The sequence below is a fragment of the Paramaledivibacter caminithermalis DSM 15212 genome, assembly GCF_900142245.1.
GTDB lineage: Bacteria > Bacillota > Clostridia > Peptostreptococcales > Caminicellaceae > Paramaledivibacter > Paramaledivibacter caminithermalis.
Genome location: NZ_FRAG01000020.1, coordinates 42513 through 66300 on the forward strand (window position 1 = coordinate 42513; position 23788 = coordinate 66300).

At 29.4% G+C, this 23788-nt stretch carries 21 protein-coding genes and 1 pseudogene; 11 read left to right on the forward strand and 11 right to left on the reverse strand.

The window, feature by feature from the left end:
• The first annotated feature begins 11 nt into the window (after positions 1 to 11).
• Positions 12 to 1463, forward strand: a complete 1452-nt coding sequence (locus BUB36_RS09465; RefSeq protein ID WP_073149339.1) for a monovalent cation/H+ antiporter subunit D family protein — start codon at positions 12 to 14, stop codon at positions 1461 to 1463.
• 31 nt (positions 1464 to 1494) lie between these two features.
• Positions 1495 to 3477, forward strand: a complete 1983-nt coding sequence (locus BUB36_RS09470) for a complex I subunit 5 family protein (protein WP_073149341.1) — start codon at positions 1495 to 1497, stop codon at positions 3475 to 3477.
• Positions 3478 to 3531: 54 nt separating this feature from the next.
• Here BUB36_RS09470 and BUB36_RS09475 read toward each other — a convergent pair whose 3' ends face one another.
• Complete coding sequence (locus BUB36_RS09475; protein WP_073149343.1) at positions 3532 to 4704, reverse strand: hypothetical protein; 1173 nt, start codon at positions 4702 to 4704, stop codon at positions 3532 to 3534.
• 150 nt (positions 4705 to 4854) lie between these two features.
• Positions 4855 to 5634, reverse strand: a complete 780-nt coding sequence (locus BUB36_RS09480; RefSeq protein WP_073149345.1) for a CsxC family protein — start codon at positions 5632 to 5634, stop codon at positions 4855 to 4857.
• 477 nt (positions 5635 to 6111) lie between these two features.
• On the opposite strand from BUB36_RS09480, the gene BUB36_RS09485 reads away from it, so the two are divergent.
• From BUB36_RS09485 to BUB36_RS09520, 8 genes are all read left to right on the forward strand, one after another.
• Complete coding sequence (locus BUB36_RS09485; protein ID WP_073149347.1) at positions 6112 to 7176, forward strand: undecaprenyldiphospho-muramoylpentapeptide beta-N-acetylglucosaminyltransferase; 1065 nt, start codon at positions 6112 to 6114, stop codon at positions 7174 to 7176.
• A gap of 167 nt (positions 7177 to 7343) precedes the next feature.
• The gene (locus BUB36_RS09490) at positions 7344 to 7904 is read left to right on the forward strand and encodes a phosphatase PAP2 family protein (protein WP_073149349.1); all 561 of its coding nucleotides are present in this window, start codon (positions 7344 to 7346) and stop codon (positions 7902 to 7904) included.
• A gap of 213 nt (positions 7905 to 8117) precedes the next feature.
• Positions 8118 to 8654, forward strand: a complete 537-nt coding sequence (locus tag BUB36_RS09495; protein ID WP_242655751.1) for a GNAT family N-acetyltransferase — start codon at positions 8118 to 8120, stop codon at positions 8652 to 8654.
• Positions 8655 to 8766: 112 nt separating this feature from the next.
• A complete protein-coding gene (locus BUB36_RS09500) occupies positions 8767 to 9474 on the forward strand; it encodes a DUF1361 domain-containing protein (protein ID WP_073149351.1) in 708 nt (235 codons plus the stop codon).
• A gap of 339 nt (positions 9475 to 9813) precedes the next feature.
• Positions 9814 to 10956, forward strand: coding sequence for a THUMP domain-containing class I SAM-dependent RNA methyltransferase (locus tag BUB36_RS09505; RefSeq protein ID WP_073149353.1), 1143 nt, complete (start codon positions 9814 to 9816; stop codon positions 10954 to 10956).
• A 305-nt stretch (positions 10957 to 11261) separates the two neighbouring features.
• Positions 11262 to 12038, forward strand: a complete 777-nt coding sequence (locus BUB36_RS09510; protein ID WP_073149355.1) for a hypothetical protein — start codon at positions 11262 to 11264, stop codon at positions 12036 to 12038.
• Positions 12039 to 12419: 381 nt separating this feature from the next.
• Positions 12420 to 12899 (forward strand): hypothetical protein, encoded by a 480-nt coding sequence (locus BUB36_RS09515; RefSeq protein WP_073149357.1) that lies wholly within the window; start codon positions 12420 to 12422, stop codon positions 12897 to 12899.
• A 92-nt stretch (positions 12900 to 12991) separates the two neighbouring features.
• Positions 12992 to 13273, forward strand: a complete 282-nt coding sequence (locus BUB36_RS09520) for a hypothetical protein (protein WP_073149359.1) — start codon at positions 12992 to 12994, stop codon at positions 13271 to 13273.
• Between the two features lie 159 nt (positions 13274 to 13432).
• Here the strand turns inward: BUB36_RS09520 and BUB36_RS09525 are convergent, their stop codons facing one another.
• Complete coding sequence (locus BUB36_RS09525; RefSeq protein ID WP_165613062.1) at positions 13433 to 13999, reverse strand: hypothetical protein; 567 nt, start codon at positions 13997 to 13999, stop codon at positions 13433 to 13435.
• Between the two features lie 495 nt (positions 14000 to 14494).
• Between BUB36_RS09525 and BUB36_RS09530 the strand changes: the two genes are divergently transcribed.
• Positions 14495 to 14701, forward strand: a complete 207-nt coding sequence (locus tag BUB36_RS09530) for a hypothetical protein (RefSeq protein ID WP_073149363.1) — start codon at positions 14495 to 14497, stop codon at positions 14699 to 14701.
• A gap of 41 nt (positions 14702 to 14742) precedes the next feature.
• Here BUB36_RS09530 and BUB36_RS09535 read toward each other — a convergent pair whose 3' ends face one another.
• The 8 genes and pseudogenes from BUB36_RS09535 to BUB36_RS19260 form a co-directional block, all read right to left on the reverse strand.
• Complete coding sequence (locus tag BUB36_RS09535) at positions 14743 to 15969, reverse strand: amidohydrolase (RefSeq protein WP_242655752.1); 1227 nt, start codon at positions 15967 to 15969, stop codon at positions 14743 to 14745.
• A complete protein-coding gene (locus BUB36_RS09540; protein ID WP_073149365.1) occupies positions 15954 to 16949 on the reverse strand; it encodes an ABC transporter ATP-binding protein in 996 nt (331 codons plus the stop codon). Before BUB36_RS09540 ends, BUB36_RS09535 begins: the two co-directional genes overlap by 16 nt.
• Positions 16950 to 17930: an ABC transporter ATP-binding protein gene (locus tag BUB36_RS09545; protein WP_073149367.1), complete on the reverse strand. Its 981-nt coding sequence runs from the start codon at positions 17928 to 17930 to the stop codon at positions 16950 to 16952.
• Positions 17931 to 17942: 12 nt separating this feature from the next.
• Positions 17943 to 18866: an ABC transporter permease gene (locus BUB36_RS09550; protein WP_073149369.1), complete on the reverse strand. Its 924-nt coding sequence runs from the start codon at positions 18864 to 18866 to the stop codon at positions 17943 to 17945.
• Positions 18867 to 18885: 19 nt separating this feature from the next.
• Positions 18886 to 19851 (reverse strand): ABC transporter permease, encoded by a 966-nt coding sequence (locus BUB36_RS09555; RefSeq protein WP_073149371.1) that lies wholly within the window; start codon positions 19849 to 19851, stop codon positions 18886 to 18888.
• 94 nt (positions 19852 to 19945) lie between these two features.
• Positions 19946 to 21613: an ABC transporter substrate-binding protein gene (locus tag BUB36_RS09560; RefSeq protein ID WP_073149373.1), complete on the reverse strand. Its 1668-nt coding sequence runs from the start codon at positions 21611 to 21613 to the stop codon at positions 19946 to 19948.
• 156 nt (positions 21614 to 21769) lie between these two features.
• Entirely contained in the window at positions 21770 to 22624 is an 855-nt protein-coding gene (locus BUB36_RS09565) for a MurR/RpiR family transcriptional regulator (RefSeq protein ID WP_073149375.1), read from the reverse strand.
• A gap of 1037 nt (positions 22625 to 23661) precedes the next feature.
• Positions 23662 to 23788 (reverse strand): annotated as a pseudogene (locus tag BUB36_RS19260) (IS6 family transposase); the annotation flags it as partial.

The window sequence follows — 23788 nt, forward strand, 5'->3', positions numbered from 1 at the left end:
AGGTAAAAGATTTGAAAAATTCTTTGATACTTTTTCCTATTTTATTTCCGCAAATAGCGGCATTGATAATGGGAATTATAAAATTTAAAAATAATAAAAGAAGAAATATATATATTGGAACTGTTATAGTATTAAATCTTGTGTTTATAATTGCTCTATTATCTACTAATCAGTCTATGGATTTTCACTTGATAAAAATAAATAATCTTCTTGATATATATTTTAGAATAGATAAGCTTGGTATATTGTTTGTTTTATTAGCATCTATACTATGGATATTTACAGCCTTCTATTCCTTTGTCTATATGCCTCATGAAGGAAAGGAAAAGAGATTCTTTTTATACTTCATGTTAACATTAGGAGTTACTGTAGGGATTGCATTTTCAGGAAATTTATTTACTCTATATATTTTTTATGAATATCTAACTTTAGCAACCTTTCCACTTGTAATTCATAGTGGTAGTAAGGAAGCATTAAGGGTTGGAAGAAAGTATCTAATTTATTCCTTTGGAGGAGCGACACTAGCTCTTTTGGGTATTATTCTAATTTTCACTTTAACTAATAGTGTAACATTCATGGAGTTTGGGATACTACAAGGTTTAACCTTAGATAACAAAGATTTACTATTGATAATATACATGATAATGTTTATTGGCTTTGGAGTAAAAGCTGCATTAGTTCCTCTACATTCTTGGCTTCCTGCGGCAATGGTTGCACCAACTCCAGTAAGCTCTCTATTACATGCTGTAGCAGTTGTAAAATCTGGCATATTTGCACTTATAAGAGTAAGCTATTTTATATTTGGATCAGAAGTTCTTTATGAAATACGTGGAAATTATTATATAAGTATACTGGTTGTACTGACAATATTAATGGGTTCATTACTTGCCCTTCATCAAGACAACTTAAAAAAGAGACTTGCATATTCTACAGTAAGTCAGCTTGGATATATACTTCTTGGAATTGTGTTGTTAAATGAAGAGTCGCTTACTGGGGGGCTTTTACATCTTGTTAATCATGCAGTAATAAAAATAACCTTGTTTTTCTGTGTTGGAGCAATATATTTTATGACAGAAAAAAAATATATAAATGAGATAAAGGGAATAGGTAAAGAAATGCCAATAACAATGGGATGCTTTGCTATATCAGCAATTTCTTTAGTTGGGATACCTCCTACAAATGGTTTTGTAAGTAAATGGTATTTAGCATTAGGAGGGCTTGAAGAGAACAAGATTTTGTTTGCAGTCATTTTATTGGTAAGTGCAATGCTTACAGCAGGATATCTACTTCCAATAGTAATAACAGCATTTTTCCCCGGCGAAGAGAAAAAAATAATAAAAAAGGAACCACCTTTGTCTATGCTTATACCGATAGTAACATTAACAGCAATTGTTGTAACTTTAGGGCTTTTTCCAAACATAGTATTACACTTGATTGAAGATATTGTTAAAGGAATAGTTTAAAGGTTATGAAGAAAATGAGGGGAGATGTAAAATGATATATAAAAATACTATTATAGCTATTCTGCTTTTACCTATGCTTGGTTCCCTTATAGGTTGGTTAATAGGTAGAAAAAGTGAAGCATATAGAGATACATTCAATATTTTATTAACAGGAGCAGAGTTCTTAATAATAAATTTAATTTTTAAAAGAATAGCTACAGGTCCAGTGGAATTATTTATTCCAGATATCATGGGTATAGGTTTATCTTTAAAGTTAGATATATTTAGATATATATTTATATGGGTAACATCCCTCATATGGTTTTTAACTACTATATATTCAACTCAATACCTTATAAGGTATAAAAATAGAAATAGATATTATGCATTCTTCATGCTTACTTTGGGAAGCACTATAGGAATATTTTTATCAGAGAATCTTATAAATCTTTTTACTTTTTTTGAAATAATGTCATTCACTTCATATGCATTGGTAATACATGATGAAGATGAATATGCCCATGAGGCTGGAAGATCATATATTTCCATGGCAATAATAGGAGGATTAATTCTCCTCATGGGGCTGTTCCTTTTATATGATTATCTTGGGACTGTAGATATACGCCCATTATCCATGGCAATGAAGGATTTAGGTAATATTAAGTATTTAATATCTGCTTTATTGATAATAGGATTTGGTGTGAAAGCTAGTATAGTACCACTACATGTATGGCTTCCAAAGGCACATCCCGCAGCACCTACACCAGCAAGTGCTATTTTATCTGGAATACTTGTTAAAACAGGGATTTTTGGAATCATAGTAGTTGTTTCAATAATGATGAATGGGGATATGGTTCTTTCAACTGTTATATTAATAATAGGTTTTATAAATATGTTTCTTGGCGGTTTTTTAGCTATGTTCCAAAGAAATATTAAAAGAATACTTGCCTATAGCAGTATGAGTCAGATAGGGTATATACTTATGGGAATCGGGCTTATAGGGCTTTTAAAGGAGCATAATGCTATAGCAGTATATGCAACACTATATCATATATTTAATCATGCACTGTTTAAGGTATTGTTATTTCTTTGTGCAGGAGTAATCTATATGATACTTCATGAGCTTAGTATTAATGCTATAAGAGGCTTTGGGAAACACAAGAATATACTTAAAATATTATTTCTAATAGGTTTGTTTGCCATAATAGGTATGCCTGGATTTAATGGTTTCATTAGTAAAACTCTTTTACATGAAGCTTTAGCTGAGGCACATCATATGTACCATAATATGTGGTTTAATGTAGCTGAAGTTATATTTACCATAAGCAGCAGCTTCACTGTAGCATATTTATTAAAAATATTTGTTGCAGTATTTATGGAAAAAAGCGATAAATATAAAGGACAATATAAGCATCATTTAAAGAAAAGAGCAATGATTCCAATGGTTGCTCTGAGTGTAGTTATAATATATATAGGACTTAGACCTAATATAATCCTTAAGGTACTTGAAGGTACTATGGTGCTATTTAATGCACACGAGCATATTGAGCCTCACTTTTATAATATCCATAATATTAAAAGTTCAATGATTACAATAGGCTTTGGATTTATCATATTTATTGGGTTTATAAGTAGATATTTAAGAAAAGAAGAAAATGGAGAACCAGTGTATGTTAACCCTTCCTTGAAATGGTTTAGCTTAGAGAGACATTTATATATACCTGTAGCAAGATTTTTATACAGATCAAGTTCTATGATATTTAAAGTGATTGATAGAGGAATAATTAATCTTGTAATGTATGTATCTAATTCACTTAAAGCTTTAAGTGGAATTAAAGTAAAAAAACCTAGCAAAGCTATAGAAAATCTAAAAATAAAGAAGCCTAATGTATTAGTAAGAAAAAATAATAAAAATGAATTTACAACATTTTCAGATATTTTAGAGATTCTGAGATTTAATCTTAACAGCTTGATGTATGGGGTATTCATATTGGCTATAATGATTATAGTTGTTTTAGGAATTTTAGTTTTTTAGGTTAATCATACTGTACAATAAAATGAGTTCACCTTAGTATAGGAGGACTCTTTTTTATAAATGAATATTGTGATTATTCATATTGCAAAATATGAATATACATAAGATTAGAATTGATATTTTATAAGTAGTAGCCTTGTAATTATTTGAATAATAGATATTGTCTGAATTATACTTTGTGTTGTTTTTGTAGTAATTATTATTATATATATTACTTAAATCAGTTTTATCATATATATTAGATTTATCTTTTACATCATGTTCATCATAGGGTTCATTATAGAAATTAAGTAAATAATCTAGATCAAGCTTGTGATTATTATTTGATTCAAGGAATTTATCAAATACACTAGGTTTGTCTACTATATCAGTCTTATTGCTATAGGATTTATTCTTATTAATTTTTGAAGATTCCTTTTCTATCAGCAGAAGATTCTTTTCTTTTACTGTAGGTGTAGTAGAGTCTATGTCTGAAGCTTCCGTGTTCTTTTTTTCACAAAGGTATTTACTATTATTGGGACTAAGTTTTTGTTTAGTATTAAAATATGGGTTAATGTATACTTGTTTATTTTTTAGTATTTGAATTTCAAGTACGATAGACATATTACTATCTAAATGAGTGATCTCTCTTATAGTTAAAGGTTTTATAAAATCCCCTTTATTATCTATATATACATATTTACAGTTTTCAGTAATTTTGCTACTGATTAATTCACAGAATGGTTGCTTATCAAAGTTTTCATCAAATACTTTATTGAAATCTAATGTATCAGATAATATTTTGTTTTTTTCTGAAGGTTTAACATTAGCTTTATTATTATTATTTACTATTTGTGAAGCTTTGGATTTATCAAGTATAACAGTTGTTGTACATTTAAATGGTATATCTATTTTATAGTATCTTAAGTTTTTATATGCTTTTGAAGCATAATATATTTTTTTGCGAATAAAGCCATTTAGGAAAAGAACACTGGATTCTTTCAAAAATTTGCATGAGGTTAAAACAATGTTATTTTTAATGCTATTAATACTAATAGCATTTTCAGGGAGTTCGATCAAATGATTGATAGATAATTCAACCATAAGTGTTGCTAGTAATACAGGTATGTCTGATATTACACCTGATGAAATAGAATTTATAGTAATAGGCTTATTTGGGAAGGTATTTAGGACTTTAGTAGTTTCTTTTATTAAATTATCTGTATAATTTTTATTGATAGAGGTCAATTATATTCATCTCCCTATTAAAATAATAATATTTTATTATAGGATCTTCACATTTTACCATCTAATACATAATATGAAAATAACAAGAATTAGTTCAGAAAAAGTATCTAGATAAAATCTAGATACTTTTAAAGAGATAGGATTATGATATTAGCAAATTCTAACTTGACGTTTTTGTAAAATCTTGAGTGTAAGGTAAATCACCATTTTTTCTTCAATTTTGTCAAATTCTTTTTCTTCAAATGGAGAAGGTTCGCAAATAGGTTCACGGTTTATATATTCATCAAACTCAACTATTTTACTATTGATTAATTCACAATAAGGAATTTCATTGAAATATTCTGTGCTTATTTGATTAAATTCTGAAAGGTCGCCTGACAATAACCTTTCTTTTTCAGGAAATTGACTTGGTAATTTTTCTGTATTGAAATATTCGAATTCAGAATTTGTATTAAATATAACATCTGCTGGTTCAGTTCCATTGAAGGTTACAGGAGTTGTACATTCAAAAGGAATATCAACTGTACAGTGTCTTAGGTCACCACAAACGCTTTTATAATTTGAACAATGTTTTGTAGAATAGTCTATGTTTTTACGAACAAAGCCCTTGATGAATAACATATTGGTATTTTGCAAAAGTCTGCATTGGACAATCTTGAGTCTTTTTTTAATATTTTTAATTTCTAAAGCTGGTTCAGGGAGTTTAATAAATGAGCTTATATTAATTTGTACATTAAGCTCTGCTAAAACAACAGGAATTTTTGCTACTACATCTTGAATAGCATCTATGTCAACAGTGTTATTTGTACATCCCTCTAAAGTTTTTCCAAAAACCTTTGCACAACGATGTTCTATGCAATCAGTATTTTGATCTTGACATGAAACGTCTACGTTTACAGTAGTAACGCTGCCAACAGTTTCATCAGCCATAAAAATCTACTCCTTTAATATTTTAATTTTAGGAATAGTAGATAATTAGAGTTTTTCCTATTCCCAATAACATCATATTCAATTGTCCTAGTTATGTTACCATAGCTTTTTAAATTAATAATAAAATTAAATTAATTTGTTGTGCTAGTTTCTGTCGCAATGATTTTAATATTTCATTTTTGCTCATGTAATAAATCTGTTTTTTATATTATCTTAATATGAAAATAGATTTATAATTTCTTATGTATCATAAAAATCACTTAAATCAAATATTAAAACTCCTAAGGTAGTATAAAAACATGTAATTTTTTTAGTATTTTTTATAAAAATACGTATAAAAAAAAGGAAAATTCCAAATTGTATTGAAAAATATTTTTAAGTTATTTTTTAAAATTTACCTATGCGAAGCATAAAAGACATGGTATTATAGCTAATAGTTAAATTTTTATAAAAGCAGTATAAATGAGGTGTTTGATTATGAAACGTATTGTGATGACAGGTGGAGGTACAGCGGGACATGTAACTCCAAATATTGCTCTTATTCCTAGATTAAAAAAATTAGGATATGATATTCATTATATAGGAACTGAAAAAGGTATTGAAAGAAAGTTAATAGAAAAAGAAGGTATACCCTACCATATTGTTAATGCTGGGAAGCTTAGAAGGTATTTAGATATAAAGAATTTGACGGATACTTTTAGAATTACTCAAGGTTTTATGCAGTCTCTAGCAATAATTAATAGATTAAAACCAAGTATTGTTTTTAGCAAAGGAGGTTTTGTATCATCTCCTGTTGTTTGGGCAGCGTGGATGAATAGGATTCCTATAGTAATACATGAATCAGATTATACTCCAGGATTGGCAAATAAAATCGCTATTCCCTTTGCCAAAAAGATATGCTATACCTTTCCTGAAACAGAAAACTACATTTCAAAGGAAAAAGGTATTTTGACAGGTATTCCTGTTCGTGAGAGCCTTTTTTCAGGAGAAAAAAGAAAGGGCACAGAAATTTGTAATTTTGATGATGAAAAGCCTAGTATCCTTATTATAGGAGGAAGCTTAGGATCAGAAGTAATAAATAAAAGCATCAGGGCAAATATTAAAGCAATCCTTAAGGAGTTTCAAGTTTGTCATATCTGTGGAAGGGGAAATGTGGATAAAAATTATCAAGGTATAAAGGGATATGAGCAATTTGAATATGTCAGTGAAGAACTTTCACATTTATTTGCCATGGCTGATTTAATCATTTCAAGAGCAGGAGCAACGGTTCTTTACGAAATATTGGCCCTTAGAAAACCTAATATATTGATACCTTTATCAAAAAAAGCTAGTCGTGGTGATCAAATATTAAATGCTAAATCATTTGAAAAACAAGGTTTAAGCTATGTCATTATGGAGGAAGAGCTAGGCAAGAAATCTATTTTAGAAGCAATAGAAAAGGTGTACAGCAATAGAAAAAATTATATTCATGCTATGAATTCTAATAAAGCTGGTAACGGAATTGATGAAGTGATAAAGGTTATAATACAATGCAGCAAATAGAGACTAATAGGATTATTTATAATTGAGTATGATTAGAAGATTGTAGATTGTTGATAATTTGAAAAAATGTGTATAAAACACAGAGAATAAGCATGTTATCCACAGAAAAACAATAAGTTTCAAATCACCATCAGACGGTTTTGGATATATTAGGAGTGATAATAGATATGTACAATTTCATTATAAGTGTTGACAGATTTATCATAGAGTTCGTTCAAAAATATATGCATAATTCATTTTTAGATAAAATTATGCCCTTTATTACTTCATTAGGCAATATAGGGCTAGTATGGATTATCATATCTATAATTATGTTAATTAGTAAGAAATACAGAAAAGCAGGAATTTTAGGCATATATTCTTTAATCATAAGTGCAGTTTTAGGAGAACTATTATTAAAGAATATTATTGGCAGATCAAGACCCTTTATGGAAATTACCAGCATTAAATTATTAATCCCTAAGCCTATCTCATATTCTTTTCCATCGGGTCATACTGCATCTTCCTTTGCAGCAGTGGCCGCATTTATAAAAGTTATTGATAATAAGATAGTGATAATTCCATTAGCACTATTAGGTATTTTAATAGCTTTTTCGAGGATTTACTTATTAGTTCATTATCCTTCAGATATTTTAGGTGGAATCGTACTTGGATTGATATCTGCTAAGCTAGCTAGTATTTATCTAATATTTAGAGAAAAGAAAAGTGTGGCTTTTAATAAAAAATAACTAATATAGCCCGCCAAGCTAGTTTCTGTTGCGAGAGTTTTAATATTTCATTGACTAGCTTGGAGGATTAATATAGGTAGTTAATTACCCAAATATATAAATAAAGGTATTAAGTTTATATTTATAGAATAAAATTCTATAAAAAGTAAAGCCCTATCATAACAAAGCAATTCTATAGCGTTGGCTTTGGAGGGCTGCTTAGGAGAGATTGCATTGAAAAAATATAGATTAAAAGATGGTAAGATTATGATAGTAAGAGAAGGAAATGGAAAAGATGCCGACAGGGTATTGCAGTATATTAAAAGGGTTGCTTGTGAAAGTGATAATTTAACCTTTGGTGAGGGAGAATTTAATACTACACTGGAGGAGGAAGTAAGATTTATAGAAGAATGTAGAAAAAGTAAAAACAGTTTATTTTTGATTGCTGAATATCGAGGGGAAATAATAAGCTGCTTAACATTTTCTGGAGGGAATCGTTCAAGAATAAAGCATTATGGCGAGTTTGGCATAACTGTATTAAAAAAATATTGGGGACTAGGAGTTGGAAAAACTTTAATAAATTGCTTAATTAAATGGGCAAAGGACTCTGGTATAATTAGAAAGATTAACTTAAAGGTAAAGGCAGATAATACAAAAGCTATAGCATTGTATACCAAGCTGGGCTTTGTAAAGGAAGGAGCTATTTCAAGATTCTTCTATCATAAAGGTGAATTCCATGATGTTTATGTCATGGGACTTGAGATTGATTAAAATATCAGAATCAAATGAATTTAATCATCAAAGTTGGATTTATAAAGGATAGAAAGATTCATTGGATAAAAATAAAAAATAAGAGAAAAACAATATAAGATAAGGAGATATTATGACAAGAGAAAGAAAGATAAAGTTAAGCTTAAGTCCAATAATAAAAGTCTTAGGAGCGCTTTCTATAATTGGTTTTATTATGATAGCTTTTAGAATACTTAATCAAAAAAGTATAAGATTTGCCTTTCTTATATGGAATCTTTTTTTAGCATGGATACCATTACTTCTATCTTTAGCAATGAATTATATAGATAGAATTCAAAAATATAGTACTAAAAAAACAATATACTTATTGGCTTTAGGATTCTGTTGGCTCATATTCTTTCCAAATGCCCCCTATATAGTAACCGATATAATTCATTTGAGTAATTACAATTATTATTCTATATATAATGATGCATATAGCTTTAGTTCAAGCTTTATAATGTGGTATGATTTTATTCTTGTCATGCTTTTTGTATTTACTGGATATATATTGGGTCACATTTCTTTATATAGTGTACACAAGATAATAGAAGAAAAATCTACAAAAGTAATGGGCTGGATATTTGTATTTGTTGTTTCTATATTGAGTGGATTTGCCATATATTTAGGAAGATTCCTTCGTCTCAATAGCTGGGAAATTATATCTAGTCCAGTTAACTTGTTTAAAAGAATATTAGAAAGTATAAATATATTATCAATGAAATTCACATTTATGTTTGGTTTTTTTATATTTTTAATGTATATTGCAATATACAATTTAAGCTTTTTAGAAAAGGAGTGAAGATAAAGAAGGATACCATTATTTATTACTGAAGCTTTATTATGTATAATATAGATATTCCAGTAAAACAATTAATTTATACACATCAAAAATCCCCAAAAGCTTTGGATATTTTGATATGCATAAATTAAGTTTTACTATTGGAAATCTATAATATAGAAATATTTTATTTACTATATAGAACCCACAAAAGATTTTTCAGTTTAAATTTTGTGCGCTTCTGTTACATTAATGTTTATCGCGAAAATTTAATTCGTTTCATGTAAAATCATTTTCGCGATTTATATAGCATAACGAGTTACATATATAAAAATTAAGTACAATAATAGGAGAGATAAAATGGCAAAACTTGAACTTATAGCTACTTCTACATTTGGAATAGAGTCAATTGTTGCTAGAGAGTTAAAGGAATTAGGATATGATAATGTTGCAGTGGAAAATGGGAAAGTAACATTTATTGGAAACGAGGAATCTATATGTGAGACTAATCTATGGCTTAGATGCGCTGATAGAGTGTATCTGAAGGTGGGAGAGTTTAAGGCTACAAGCTTTGAAGAGCTCTTTCAGCAGGTAAAGGCTTTACCTTGGGAAAATTATCTTCCAGTAGATGCTAGGTTTCCTGTTAATGCAAAATCTGTGAAATCACAGCTCTTTAGTCTATCGGATATCCAAGCCATATCAAAAAAGGCTATAGTTGAAAAAATGAAGGAAATTTATTTTAAGGACTGGTTTGAGGAAACAGGAGCTGAATATCCCATAATGGTATCTAGTTTAAAGGATAAAGTAACAGTATCAATAGATACAAGTGGAGCTGGGCTTCATAAGAGGGGATATAGAGAAGCTCAAGGTGAAGCACCACTAAAGGAGACTTTAGCGGCAGCCATGATAAAGATAAGTAGATGGAGATCAGATAGAACACTTATTGATCCTTTATGTGGATCAGGAACTATTGCTATAGAAGCTGCTATGATTGGAAGAAATATAGCACCAGGATTAAATAGAAGCTTTATATCGGAAAAATGGGATTTTATATCTGAGGATTTGTGGAAAAAAACTAAAAAGGAAGCCTATAAAGCCATAGAATATGACAAGGATTTAGATATCTATGGATATGATATAGACGGAAGAGTGGCAAAGATAGCCATGGAAAATTCAATCGAAGCAGGGGTAGACGATTGTATTCACTTTCAAAAAAGACCTGTAAGTCAGCTAAGCTCAAAGAAGAAGTACGGATACATAATATGCAATCCACCCTATGGAGAAAGACTAAGTGAAAAAAAGGAAGTAGAGAAGCTTTACAAAGAGATGGGAAGGGTTTTTTCAGGTCTGGATACATGGTCTTACTATATACTTACCTCCCATGAAGGATTCCAAGAAGCCTTTGGGAAAAAAGCCAATAAGAACAGAAAGCTTTATAATGGCCGTATCAAATGCTATTATTATCAATATTTTGGACCTAGACCGCCTAGGAGGAATGAGTAATAAATATTTGATTTTTTGTTGATTATCAGTAAATTAAAATACTAATTTGTAATGGGAAATAGGTCTTTATTTAGAATCTGTTTCCCATTTTTATGCATTGATAATGCAAAAATAAACAATAAATGGAAATAAAAGGTTGACAATACTATATATATATATAATATATGTAAGATTTCTGATCAGACAATTAATAAAATAATTATCGATAATTGTTTAATAGTTTTTTCTAATAAGCTTAGAATTTGTATGAATTCTTATTTAACGTATTTAAACTACAATTAAAATGTTTAGGGGGGAAACCAAAAATGAAAAAAATAATTAGTTTAATTTTAGTATTAACTATGGCTATTAGTGTGTGTTATATTAGTTATGCAGATAGTAAACATATAAAGATTTCTAAAGAAGAGCTAGCTTCGATGCCTAGAGCAAAAAGAGAAGTTTTAGAAAAAGCTTTTAATAACGGAAAAAGACTTTTAAGAATAGAAAAAAGAGTTGTTGAACTAAAAAAAGATGCTAATGGGCGTTTGGTACCAATAGATCCAAAAGAGGAGATTAAGACACAAAATATAAAAGATTCTCTAATTTCCGCAAAAAGTATAAGTGAAAATTCATTAACTTTAGAATTATATGTTCTTGATAATACTAGAGAAGGTTCATCATATCCTGTAGATTATAGTTTTATGGGCTGGTTTGAATGGAATGGACAAGATCCAGCACCAGGAGAATATGATTTTGCTGGTATTACTTGGGATGGAGGATTAGCTTTATACAAAGGAGATCAAGTAGCTTATGATTGGATAGATAGAGAAACAACTTCTGGAGAAGAAGACATGAAAACTAGTAGAGGATATGTAGCTAAATACAAATATTATAATGGAGTAAGTCCTCTTAAATGTGGTTGGGTATTTGCAGATGTAAGACAAAATCAAAAACAAAACTTACAGGGAAATGTCAAATTCACATATTTTCATACTTATAGTAGCTTGAATTATTCAGTAAGCATTTCTAATCCTCCATCATTAGATATTAAGCCAGACTATAAAAATTGGGATAAATTTTCTTATACAACATTCTGGTATTAACTTTATAAAATTTAAAGCTAAGTCTTAGACAATATTGTCTAAGACTTAGCTTTAAATTCACATAATAAGGATTACTGATAGTATTAAATCCTAATTTTTTAAGGAGTAAATAAATACTTGAGGAAATTGCATAATACATTTAAAGAATTTTTCAATACAAAATGTAGTAGAGAGAGTCAAGAAAGCTATCTGCATATTGTATTTCAAAATTATTAGTGTTAATTATGCAAGTTTCTCACTTGATAAAAGTTAGGGCAAATTCTTTTTGTATATAGAATGATTTTGTAGATTTGCAAGTAAAATTTATATTTTAAAACAAAGTAGAATAAAGCGTTTTAAGTTAAGCTAAATGTTATAAAAAAATATTGAAAGAGGTGCTTTATGAAAAGAGCTATTTTTTTAATTATATTTATTCTATTTTTTATATTAATTATGATAATAAGTTTTAATGATATGCCACCTGATGTCAAAGTATTAGTTAATATAGATAATGTTTCTCAAAAACAATATAATAACATAAAAAGGAACTTTCAATATACTAAGGAAAATCTAAAAAAACTTTATATTAATGTAAATATAAGGGATAACTTTTTTATATATAAAACCACTATAGATATTCCTGAAACCATTGAACTTTATAAAGATAGTAATAATAAAGTAATAGAGGGTGGGGGATATACAAATAGAAAAGTAAGTTTTAATAAAACCGAGATTGAAAGATATATTATATATGACTCAAGCAATTTATCTAAAACAGATTTAAGAAACATCTTAAAATCATATAAAATAAATATAACATGGAAAACTTTAACTAATAAAAATAGAGAAAAACAACTTTCTATAGGAGAATTTTTAGAGTAAAACAAAAGATTAAGTTCAGGGCATACCTAGAGATATAGTTAATGTCAATATGTATTTCAAGATAGATTTTTAAATGCAAGGGAGTGGTTTATATGACATTGGCATTTTTTAGACTTTTAGTTGTTCTTTTAGCCATCGGAGCTTATAGCCTATTGGATAAGAATAAATATAGTTTTTGGAAAAGATTAAATATCTTTTATTTCGTACTTTTATTTTTAGTTCCAGTAGAATATATAAGAATAACAAATTTAAATAGGATGGGGATTTCATTTATAAGCGAATTTTTATTTTCGGTTATATTAATAACATTATCCCTCAACCTATTTATTATATCATGGCTTATGTGTCAGTATGATAAAAATAAGATGAAATAGGTACTCAATAAACCCAATATACTACTTCTGGACATCTTCTTTTATTCTAAATCAGATTTATTATATTTTGGTACAGTTCTGTGAAACTCCTCAGAATAATTCAAGCCTGACCCCTTTTTCTCCACTAGGTGACAGTGACAGTTTTACTTAGTACCACTTCTATTTATAGGCTTCAGGAACCATTCTGTCTGAGTATGCATTTAATATTTCATTTTTTGGATATCTCTTAATATTTATATCTAGTTCTTTTACCAAAAGTTTGAAGTATTCATCTTTATCCTCAAGGATACTTATATTAACCCTTGAAAATATTGTATTTACTTGTGATAATTCATTAACAACATTTTTTATTAACTGTTCATTTATTTCCTCAGTTTCTATATCATCAATATAATTAAACATATATCCTAATAGGTCGCCAATAGCAAGTTCATTATTTTTCTTTTCTTGATGGGAAATAAATCTAGCAGCCATCAAGCAATTTTGCTTAATTTCTGTTAAAGAAATCAAAGTAGCATATAAATTATCTGAATGATTTAATCGTTCTATATCTATATTAATCTCATTAATTGCTGAACCTATTAATTGGTAGTAATTTTTACTATATTTACTTGATGTTGTAAAATAAAAACACGATATAAAAATTATTAAAAATACAACTATTATAATTAATATTTTGTTATATTTCATAGGAATCCGTCCTCGTATAATATATTTAGATGACATATTCAATAGCATTACCAGTAAAAATATAGAATGAAACTGTTGAATATTCATCCATTCACTACCTTCTTATTTTAATTATTAATATCTATACTATGTAAAAACAGTATAACATATTTTTAGAGAATGTTAAATGATAGAATTTTTGCATAAAAAAGGTCAAACTTAAAATATTCCCTTATCTAATATAAAATTGATTTTGGTGCAAAAAGTCCAAAATTTAGTTTTTTATACAAAATAACCGCTCAAACTTGTATAATTGTTAAGTTTTTAATGTTCAACTTTGATATTTTGCAAGAATACAAGTAAACGGTTCCAAAAAAAATGTTCATAAATGACTTTTTACATTAGAATCAAAATTATAATACATAATATACAAATTAAAGAAAAATAAGGAGCAAAAAAAATGGCAAGAAAATCAAGAATAGATTAAAAGGGAGCAGTCAGGGTGTCTATACTAGAGGAGAAGATGATAACTTAGTAGAATTAGAATTTGTTTTGGCAACGTTTTCAGATGATTTTAGAAATGGAATAAAGAAATACCATGAATTCATGGATATAAACAAAAGAATAACAAATTTAAATAGGATGGGGACTTCATTTATAAGCGAATTTTTATTTTCGGTTATATTAATAACGTTATCCCTCAACCTATTTATTATATCATGGCTTATGTGTCAGTATGATAAAAATAAGATGGAATAGATACTCAATTAACCCAATATACTATTTCTGGACATCTTCTTTTATTCTAAATCGGATTTATTATATTTTGGTACAGTTCTGTGAAATTCTTCATATATATCTTGTCTCAATTTTTCGTCACTAAATATATCAAATCCTGTTAAAGCTAGGGCTTTGGCTCCTTTTATCATTTGAATATGTGCATCATCAGTTATGGCTGCCTTAGTAAAATCAATTGAGTGACTAATAGTACCTGGCTCTGCTATTTTTAAATATGAATGTATAGATGGTACTATGAGACTAACATTTCCTATATCCGATGAGCCATATTTCATATTTGGTTTTGGATAATTCATAACTTCACCAAATTGTGCTATATTTTCCTTAAGTTTTTCGGCTATAATTTTGTTTGGATACCTCTCTGTATAAATAAGGGTTTTACTAATATCAGCCTTTACCCCCATAAGTTTTTCTATAGTTTTGACAATGTGCTCTATATGCTCTACAACTATTTTTAAATCACTAACAGTATCAGCCCTTACACTAAATGAGCATGATGCATAATCTGGAATAACATTAGGCGCGTTTCCTCCATTTGTTATTATCCCATTTATATTTGATTTTAGAGGAAGTATAGCTCTTATATGGTCTATGAAATTAAATGTATTTATTACGGCCTGTAAAGCATTTATTCCATCCTCTGGTGAAGATGAGTGGGCTGATTTGCCATGATATTCTATTGTAAGCTTTCTAGTAGCTAAACCTCCTCTACATATAATATTTGAAGTGCTGGGGTGTATCATCATTGCATAGTCAATATCATCAAATACACCTTCATTGACCATTATGACCTTACCTCCGCCTCCTTCTTCTCCCGGTGTTCCCAATACTACAATTTTTCCATCGATTTTATCTGCTATTTTGCTTAAGCCTATGGCAGCACCTACAGACATTGTTCCTATTAAATTATGGCCACAACCATGACCTATTTCCGGTAAGGCGTCATATTCTGCTAAAAAAGCTATTGTAGGTCCCTTGCCCTTACCATTATATTCAGCTCTAAATGCTGTTTCTAAATTTGCTATGCCTTTTTTTATATTAAACCCGTGTTTTTCTAATAATAGTAATATATTTTTTGCTGCACTGTATTCATGAAAAGCAAGCTCTGGCTTTTCATGAATTTTTTTACTTAAATCTACTAATTCTTTTTCGATATTTTCTATTTCATCACAAATTTGCTGTTTTAATATCATTGGATTTACACCTCTTAAATTTAATATTGATGACATAATACACAATGTCCCTTTTCTACTTCTTTCTCTATAGGCATTTCTTTAGAGCATATTGGCTTTGCATAGGGACATCGTTCATGGAAATAACATCCTGAGGGTAAGTTTATTGCACTGGGAATTTCTCCTTGAACATTTTTTGAGTTTTTTAAATTTGTACCTGATAATTTAGGCACAGCAGAAAATAATGCTTTAGTATATGGATGTAAAGGATTATTAAATATATGTTTTTTACTACCTTTTTCTACTATTTTACCTAAATACATAACTCCTAGATCATCACTTATGTGTTTTACAACTGATAAATCATGGGCTATAAATAAATAAGAAAAATTATATTCTTCCTTTAAATCCATCATTAAATTCAGTATTTGAGCCTGAATAGATACATCAAGGGCTGAAACAGGTTCATCTGCTATTATAAATTCTGGTTCCACAGCTAAAGCCCTTGCTATACCAATTCTTTGCCTTTGCCCACCACTGAATTGATGGGGATATCTTGTGGCTTGTTCAGACCTTATACCTACCTTTTTTAGTATTTCAAAGGCCTTTTCCATTGCTTCACTTTTAGAACTTACAACTTGATGAAATAGCATTGGCTCCGTTAATATATCTAATACCCTTTGCCGTGGGTTCAAGGAAGCATATGGGTCTTGAAATATCATTTGCATTTTCTTTCTATATTTGAGCATTTCGTTTCCAGTAAGATTAGTTATATCTTTCCCATCAAACCTAATATTTCCACCTTTAGGATCAATAAGTTTAATAATTGTTCTTGCAGTTGTGGATTTTCCACAGCCGGATTCTCCAACTAAACTAAAAACTTTTCCTTTATCAATAGAAAAGCTTATATTATTTACTGCATTTACAATTCTTTCTTCTTTGATAAATTTTCCATTTTTAAATTTGATTTTATCCAAAATACCCTTATTGAGATCAAATCTTTGTTCTAAATTTTTTACTTCGAGAATTTTTTCCATTTATTTTTCCCCCTCTCTTAATGGGAAATGACATGCAACATAGTGTTTTTCATCCACCTTTACAAGTTCAGGTTCCTTTTCCTTACAAATATCTTTACAATATTTACATCTGGGAGAAAAATTACATCCCTTAGGAAGGTTAAACATATTGGGTACAATACCAGGAATAGTTTCCAGTCTATCTTTATCCTTATCGAGGTCAGGTATTGAGCTTATTAATCCTTTAGTATATGGATGTTTAAATTTTTCTACAATACTCTTTGAAGATCCTGTCTCTACGATTTTGCCACAATACATAACATTTATCCTGTCTGCTATTTCAGATACTACAGCTAGGTCATGGGTAATTAGCATCAAAGAACATCCTTGTTCCTTTACAAGATTTGTCATAAGTCTTAAAATTTGTGCTTGTATGGTAACATCTAAAGCAGTTGTTGGTTCATCAGCTATTATAAGCTTTGGGTTTGCTGCAAGGGCTATGGCTATAACTACCCTCTGCCTCATGCCACCACTGAATTGATGGGGATAACTTTTCAATCTGCTTTCAGGATTTGAAATACCAACGGCTTTTAAAAGCTCGATACACCTTTTTTTTCTTTGATCCTTTGTTAATTTTTCATGGAGTATTAAAACTTCCTCCATTTGCTCTCCTATGGTATATACTGGATTTAATGATGTCATAGGGTCCTGGAAAACCATTGAAATATCTTTGCCTCTAATTTCGTTCATTTGGCTTTCAGATTTTTTCATTAAATCCTGTCCATCAAATATTATTTCTCCGGTTTCTATTTTTCCCGGCTCATCTATAAGCTTTATTATTGAAAATCCAGTAATGGATTTTCCGCCGCCTGATTCTCCTACAACACCTAATATTTCTCCTTCATCTATATCAAAGCTTATATTATCTACAGCCTTTACCGTTCCTTTAAATGTATGAAAATAGGTTCTTAAATTATTTACTTGTAATAATTTTTTCTTCATTGTATCACCCCTTTATTTCAGCTTAGGATTTAATTCGTCCCTTAAAAAATCTCCCAGTAGATTTATGCCAAAAACAATAATCATAATATATAATCCTGGGAAAATAGATACCCACCATAATCCGCTATACAATACATTAAAACCATTGTTACAAAGCATACCCAATGAAGGTCTAGTAACAGGAACCCCCAATCCTAAAAAACTTAAAGTTGCTTCTGTTAGAATAAAAGAACCTACTTGAATAGTTGATAATACTATAATGGATGTAAAAACATTTGGGAGTACATGTTTAAATATAATTTTAAAATTTGGAAGACCAATAACCTTCGTAGCTTCTATAAACTCTTTCTTTTTTACAGAAAGGGTTTCACCCCTTACGGTTCTTGCATATCTTACCCATCCTACTAAAGACAATGCTATTAGTATATTGGTTATACCTCTACCAATGAAGGACATTAAAAATATTGCAATAAGCATGGTGGGAAAAGAAAGCTGTATATCAGCTATACGCATAATTATTGCATCGATCTTACCTCCAAAATATCCTGCTATAAGCCCTAATACTATACCTATGGCACTAGCTAAAAATGTTCCTGCTATGCCTATGATCAAAGAAACTCTACTACCGTATACAATAGCACTAAAAATATCCCTTCCTTGCTGGTCAGTACCTAAAAAGAATTTTGCTTCTCCTCCTTCATCCCATGCAGGAGGCTTATATGCATTATTTAAATCTATATTGGACATATCATAGGGATTTTGTACTGTAAAAAATGGACCTAATATAGCAATTAAAAGTACAACGATAACTATAATAGATCCAATAATTGCAGTAGGGGATTTTTTATAATTATGAAAGAATTCTGATTCTAAAAATGATTTCCATTTATTAACTTTTTCTTGGCTTTTATTAGAGGTTTCAACTTGAATACTCATATTATCACCTACCTTTTAATTATTTTAAATCTATTCTAGGATCTATAAAGGTATAAAGAATGTCTACAATAAAATTTATAAATACAAACATGACAGCAACAAACAAAACATAAGCAGCTACTATAGGTCTATCGGCACTATTAATAGCATCAATCAGTAATTTACCCATTCCTGGCCAAGCAAATATTGTTTCTGTTATAGTTGTAAATGCTATAAGGGAACCGAGTTGAAGACCAAATATAGTAACTACTGGTATTAATGTATTTTTCAATGCATGACCAAATAAAACCTTTCTACTAGAAACTCCCTTTGCTCTAGCAAATTTTACGTAATCCTGTCTAATATTTTCTTGCATTCCAGCGCGAGTTAAACGAATAATCGTAGCTATATTTGCCAATGCAAGGGTTAATGAGGGTAAAACTAAATGCCTCAAGCCGTTAGTTGTAGCAAGACTAGTTTGAAGCCCTAAGATAGTTCCAATATCTCCCCGGCCCGATACAGGAAGTATCCCTAGGGTAAGACTAAAGAAAAATATCATTACCATACCAATCCAAAATGAGGGTAAGGATATACCTGCAATTGATAAAGTCATGATTGCTTTGCTGGATATTTTATTGGGATATGCTCCCGACAATACACCTAAAGGAATACCAATCAATGCTGACAATAACATAGCTATAAAAACAAGCTCTAAAGTAGCTGGAAATCTTTCCATTATTAGACCTAATGCAGGTTGATGATATATGTATGACTTACCGAAATCCCCTTTAAGGGCATTTTTTATAAATATGCCATATTGAACTGGAAGCGGCTTGTCCAATCCTAGATATTCTATGGCAGCTTGAATTTCTGCTTCTGTTGCATTTTCTCTAACCATTAAATATACTGGGTTTCCCATAACACTTGTAAATATAAATACCAATATAGATACTGCAAATAATACCAAAATAAGTTGAGATACCCTTGTGGATAAATATCTAAGCATGTTATCACCCTCTCTGTTAATAAGTAATTTAAAATATTGTATATTTATACAATAAATTTAATAAAGGAAAGGAAAAAATCCTTCCCTTATAATTTTATTTAACAAACTCCATATCCCAAGCATGTATATAATTGTCTTTTCTAGGATGATATTTTATATCCTTGCTATGGGCATATATATCTTGTTGGAAATGAAGAGGTATATATGATATGTCATCTGCTGCAAGCTTCCATACTTCTTGCATTATCTTATCTCTTTCACTAGGATCAGCTGTTGATATAGCTTTGTCTACTAGTTTATCTACCTCTGGGTTTTGATAATATCCTCTATTAACCCCACCATAACCTTCTTTTATATATCCATCCTGTGACATGCTATATACAAGATCTAATCCCATAAGGGCACTTTCTCCACCACTATCAGCCCATCCAGTCATACATAGATGTGTATTATCTCCTTCTCTATTAGATGCACTTATATATTTGAAGAAGATAGTTCTTGACATTAGATTTAAGTTAACTTTTATACCTACTTTTTCAAAATATCCAGCAACTGCCGTTGCAATTTCACCATCATTTATATATCTGTCATTAGGAGCATCTAGAGTAACTTCAAATCTATACCCATCATCTTGTCTTGGATAACCTGCTTCATCGAGGAGCTTCTCTGCTAATTCAGGATCGTAATCTAATCTTTTTATATTTGGATTATGACCATTAAATCCGTCAGGAATATAAGTTGCAGCAGGTGTTGCATAGCCATTCATTATCTTTTCAACGATTTCATCTTCATTTATTGCACGATACATTGCTTCTCTTACTTTAATATTTTTAAATGGATTAGAACCATCTGGAGATTTCAGTGGCATATTTGCATCTTTACTTGGAGTATCTGTCCAACCTGCTAAATTAAGATATATTACCCTCAAACTAGGTTGAGATACAATTTGTATATTATCCTTTGACTCTAGCATATGTATATCCCTAACAGGGACATCAGCTATAAAGTCAACAGAACCTGAAACCATATTTGCTGTACGTGTACCTTCATTAGTGATAGGTTTAAATGTTACCTTTTCTACATCAGGTAGCTCACCCCAAAAATCGTTATTTCTTTCAAATACAATTTTATCTCCTCTGACATGTTCAACAAATTTATATCTACCAGTACCATTAGGATTTAATGCAATCCATTCATCATTTTGATCTTCACATGTTTCTTTATCTAAAATCATTAAATCCTTTAAATGGGCAAGAAGTAATGCATTTGGCTCTTTACATACAACCTTTACAGTATAATCATCAACTTTCTCATAGCTTTCAACTGTAGATAAGCAATACTTAAAAGCTGACATTTCTTCTTTTGATCTATCAAAGGAATAAATTACGTCATCTGCTGTAAAATCATTTCCATTATGGAATTTAACATTTTTCCTTAAATTAAATGTCCAAACCTTAGCATCATCTGATATCTCCCAAGTCTCTGCAAGGGCAGGTTCAGGCTGTAAATTTGCATCAGGTGCTACCAATGAATCATATAAATGATTATTTATAGCATTGGTTATGGTTTCGTTTAGTGGATATGGGTCTAAAGAGTAAGCATCCCCAGCTAATCCTACAATTACTTCCTTTGGAGTATTGTCACTACCATTTTCGCTGGACTCATTACCACTGTTAGCTGTATTAGTATTCCCACCACAGCCTGATAGTAAGGAAACTATAAGTACAACAATTAAGAAAAGTATAGTCGTTTTTTTAAACATTTACATTCCCCCTATTTTTTTATTTTTCTTTGTTACAATAATACAATAGCTTGCTAAAGTTAATTTTTAAAAATACACAGTTTAAATGTGTATTCAAGTTAATATATTATCTAACAAAGATTTTTATTTTACTGAATAGATTTATCTATCCAGCGGTTAATTATTTAAATCCTGAGATAATAATGATTGGATTTTCTCTAGATTATCTAAATGTAACATTAGCTTTTTTTTCATATTAAAGCTTAATATTACAACTAATATTTCTATTAGACAGATAGTAGAGGATATAAAATTGTGAAAAACTAGGGATTCACTATAGTTTTTTAAAGAATATTTGGAATTTTTAGCTAATGGAGATTCATCACTGTCAGATATAGCTATATATGTTAATTTATTTTGATTAAGATATTCAGCAATATTAACAATGTTTTGAGAATATTTAGGAAATGATATTAAAATGAAACAATCTTCAGCAGTAGCCCTTGTAAAATCTATACTTGCTTCCATAAGGTCCCCAACTTCTATTATTTTACTATCAATATTTATAAGTCTTAGCCTATTGTTTAAATATTCAGCAATTACTTTAGATATACCTTGACCACATATATATATACGATTTGAGTTGCTAATCAAATCTGATATTTCCTGAAAGGTTTGTATATTATTATTGCTAAGTGCCCTATCATAATTAAGCTTATGTATTTGAATAATATTATTATAAACATCATTCAAATTATCTAGTTCTTGAAGAGAAGATTTAATTTCATTTGGTACATAAAGCTGTTCTTCTATTAATTGTTGAAAGGATTTTTTCAATTGAATAAATGAATTAATGCCAATACTCTTACAAAAATTCAATATAGTTACTTCAGAAACATTTATTTCTTGACTGATATCTTTGAGACTCATAAATCCTACTTTGCCACTATTCTTAATAAGATATTCTGCTATAATCTTCTGCTTATTACTTAATTTATCTATATTGTTCAATATATTATCGATAATTGTCAAAAAACCACCTCTTTTTTAAGATAATACTATATTTATAACTTTTAGTCAATATATGTTTGCACTATTTTAAAGTAATTACTTTAATTTCTGAATTTTATTTATATTTTTCTACAAGAAGATGAACCCTATCCTTCAGTATTTTGAAGAAGAAGTTTCTTTGCATGTGAAATTTCAGTTTCTAAATTATTTTAGTGGTACACTATTAAGCTATCGTAAACAGCAGTAACTTAATATTTGAATTTTCACAAAAACAAATTGCTTTTAGTTAGCTAAAAGCGATTTGTTTTTGTGCGCCTAACATGTGCATAATTTATATGATGAAAGCCCTGAATACCAAAGGAAATATAGTTGTTAGCCAAGAAGCAAGGGTGTCATCTGAAGGAAGCCAGAGGCAAAATTACGGTCTAAAGAATATGAATTACATATAAGACGTAATACCAGCAAAGTTACAATTAAGGGCAAAGTAGAATCATATGAAGATATAAACAGTTTTTCAAGTTACAAATGGACTTCTAATTTTATTTCATATTATAGATAAACAACTATAGTTTTGCAGAAATCAAACTCCAACAAAAAATTACTTGAGTCTATTAAGAAGCAATAGAAAGTATAGCATCTTTTACAGAAGTATTTTTGGCTATTTCTTGATTTAATGCGGTTTCGGAGAAAACAAGTTTTCCCAAGGAAAATCTTCTCAGACAAATACGAAGTTTTTTAAAACTAAGCTTAGATGTCCATGGGGTATCTCCATTATCTTAGTGTAAAATTATTGTAGGAAAAAAATAAAAAGAGAATAGCTTCTTATGTTAAGATGGAAGTGTATAAGCAACACATCAAAACATAGGCTTTGTAAACTTAATATGAAAAAATAGTACAATGTTTTATAGAATTACTTCAGATTGCTTTAAATTTCGCCTGAAGGATGATAAAAGTTCGTCCTTAAAATTGTCAAGGGTAAAATGAACGTGCTAACGCACGCCCTTGACAATTTCAAGGACGAACATTTAAAAAATAATTAGGCGAAATTCAAGCAAAAATTATGCTACAAGAGGATATTTTTTCTTCTCTTTATCATTTAGATTTAATCCAGCAACTTGAGCAGGTGTTAAACCATTAAGAGATGAATGAGGTCTTACAAAATTATAGAAAAATACAAACATACTA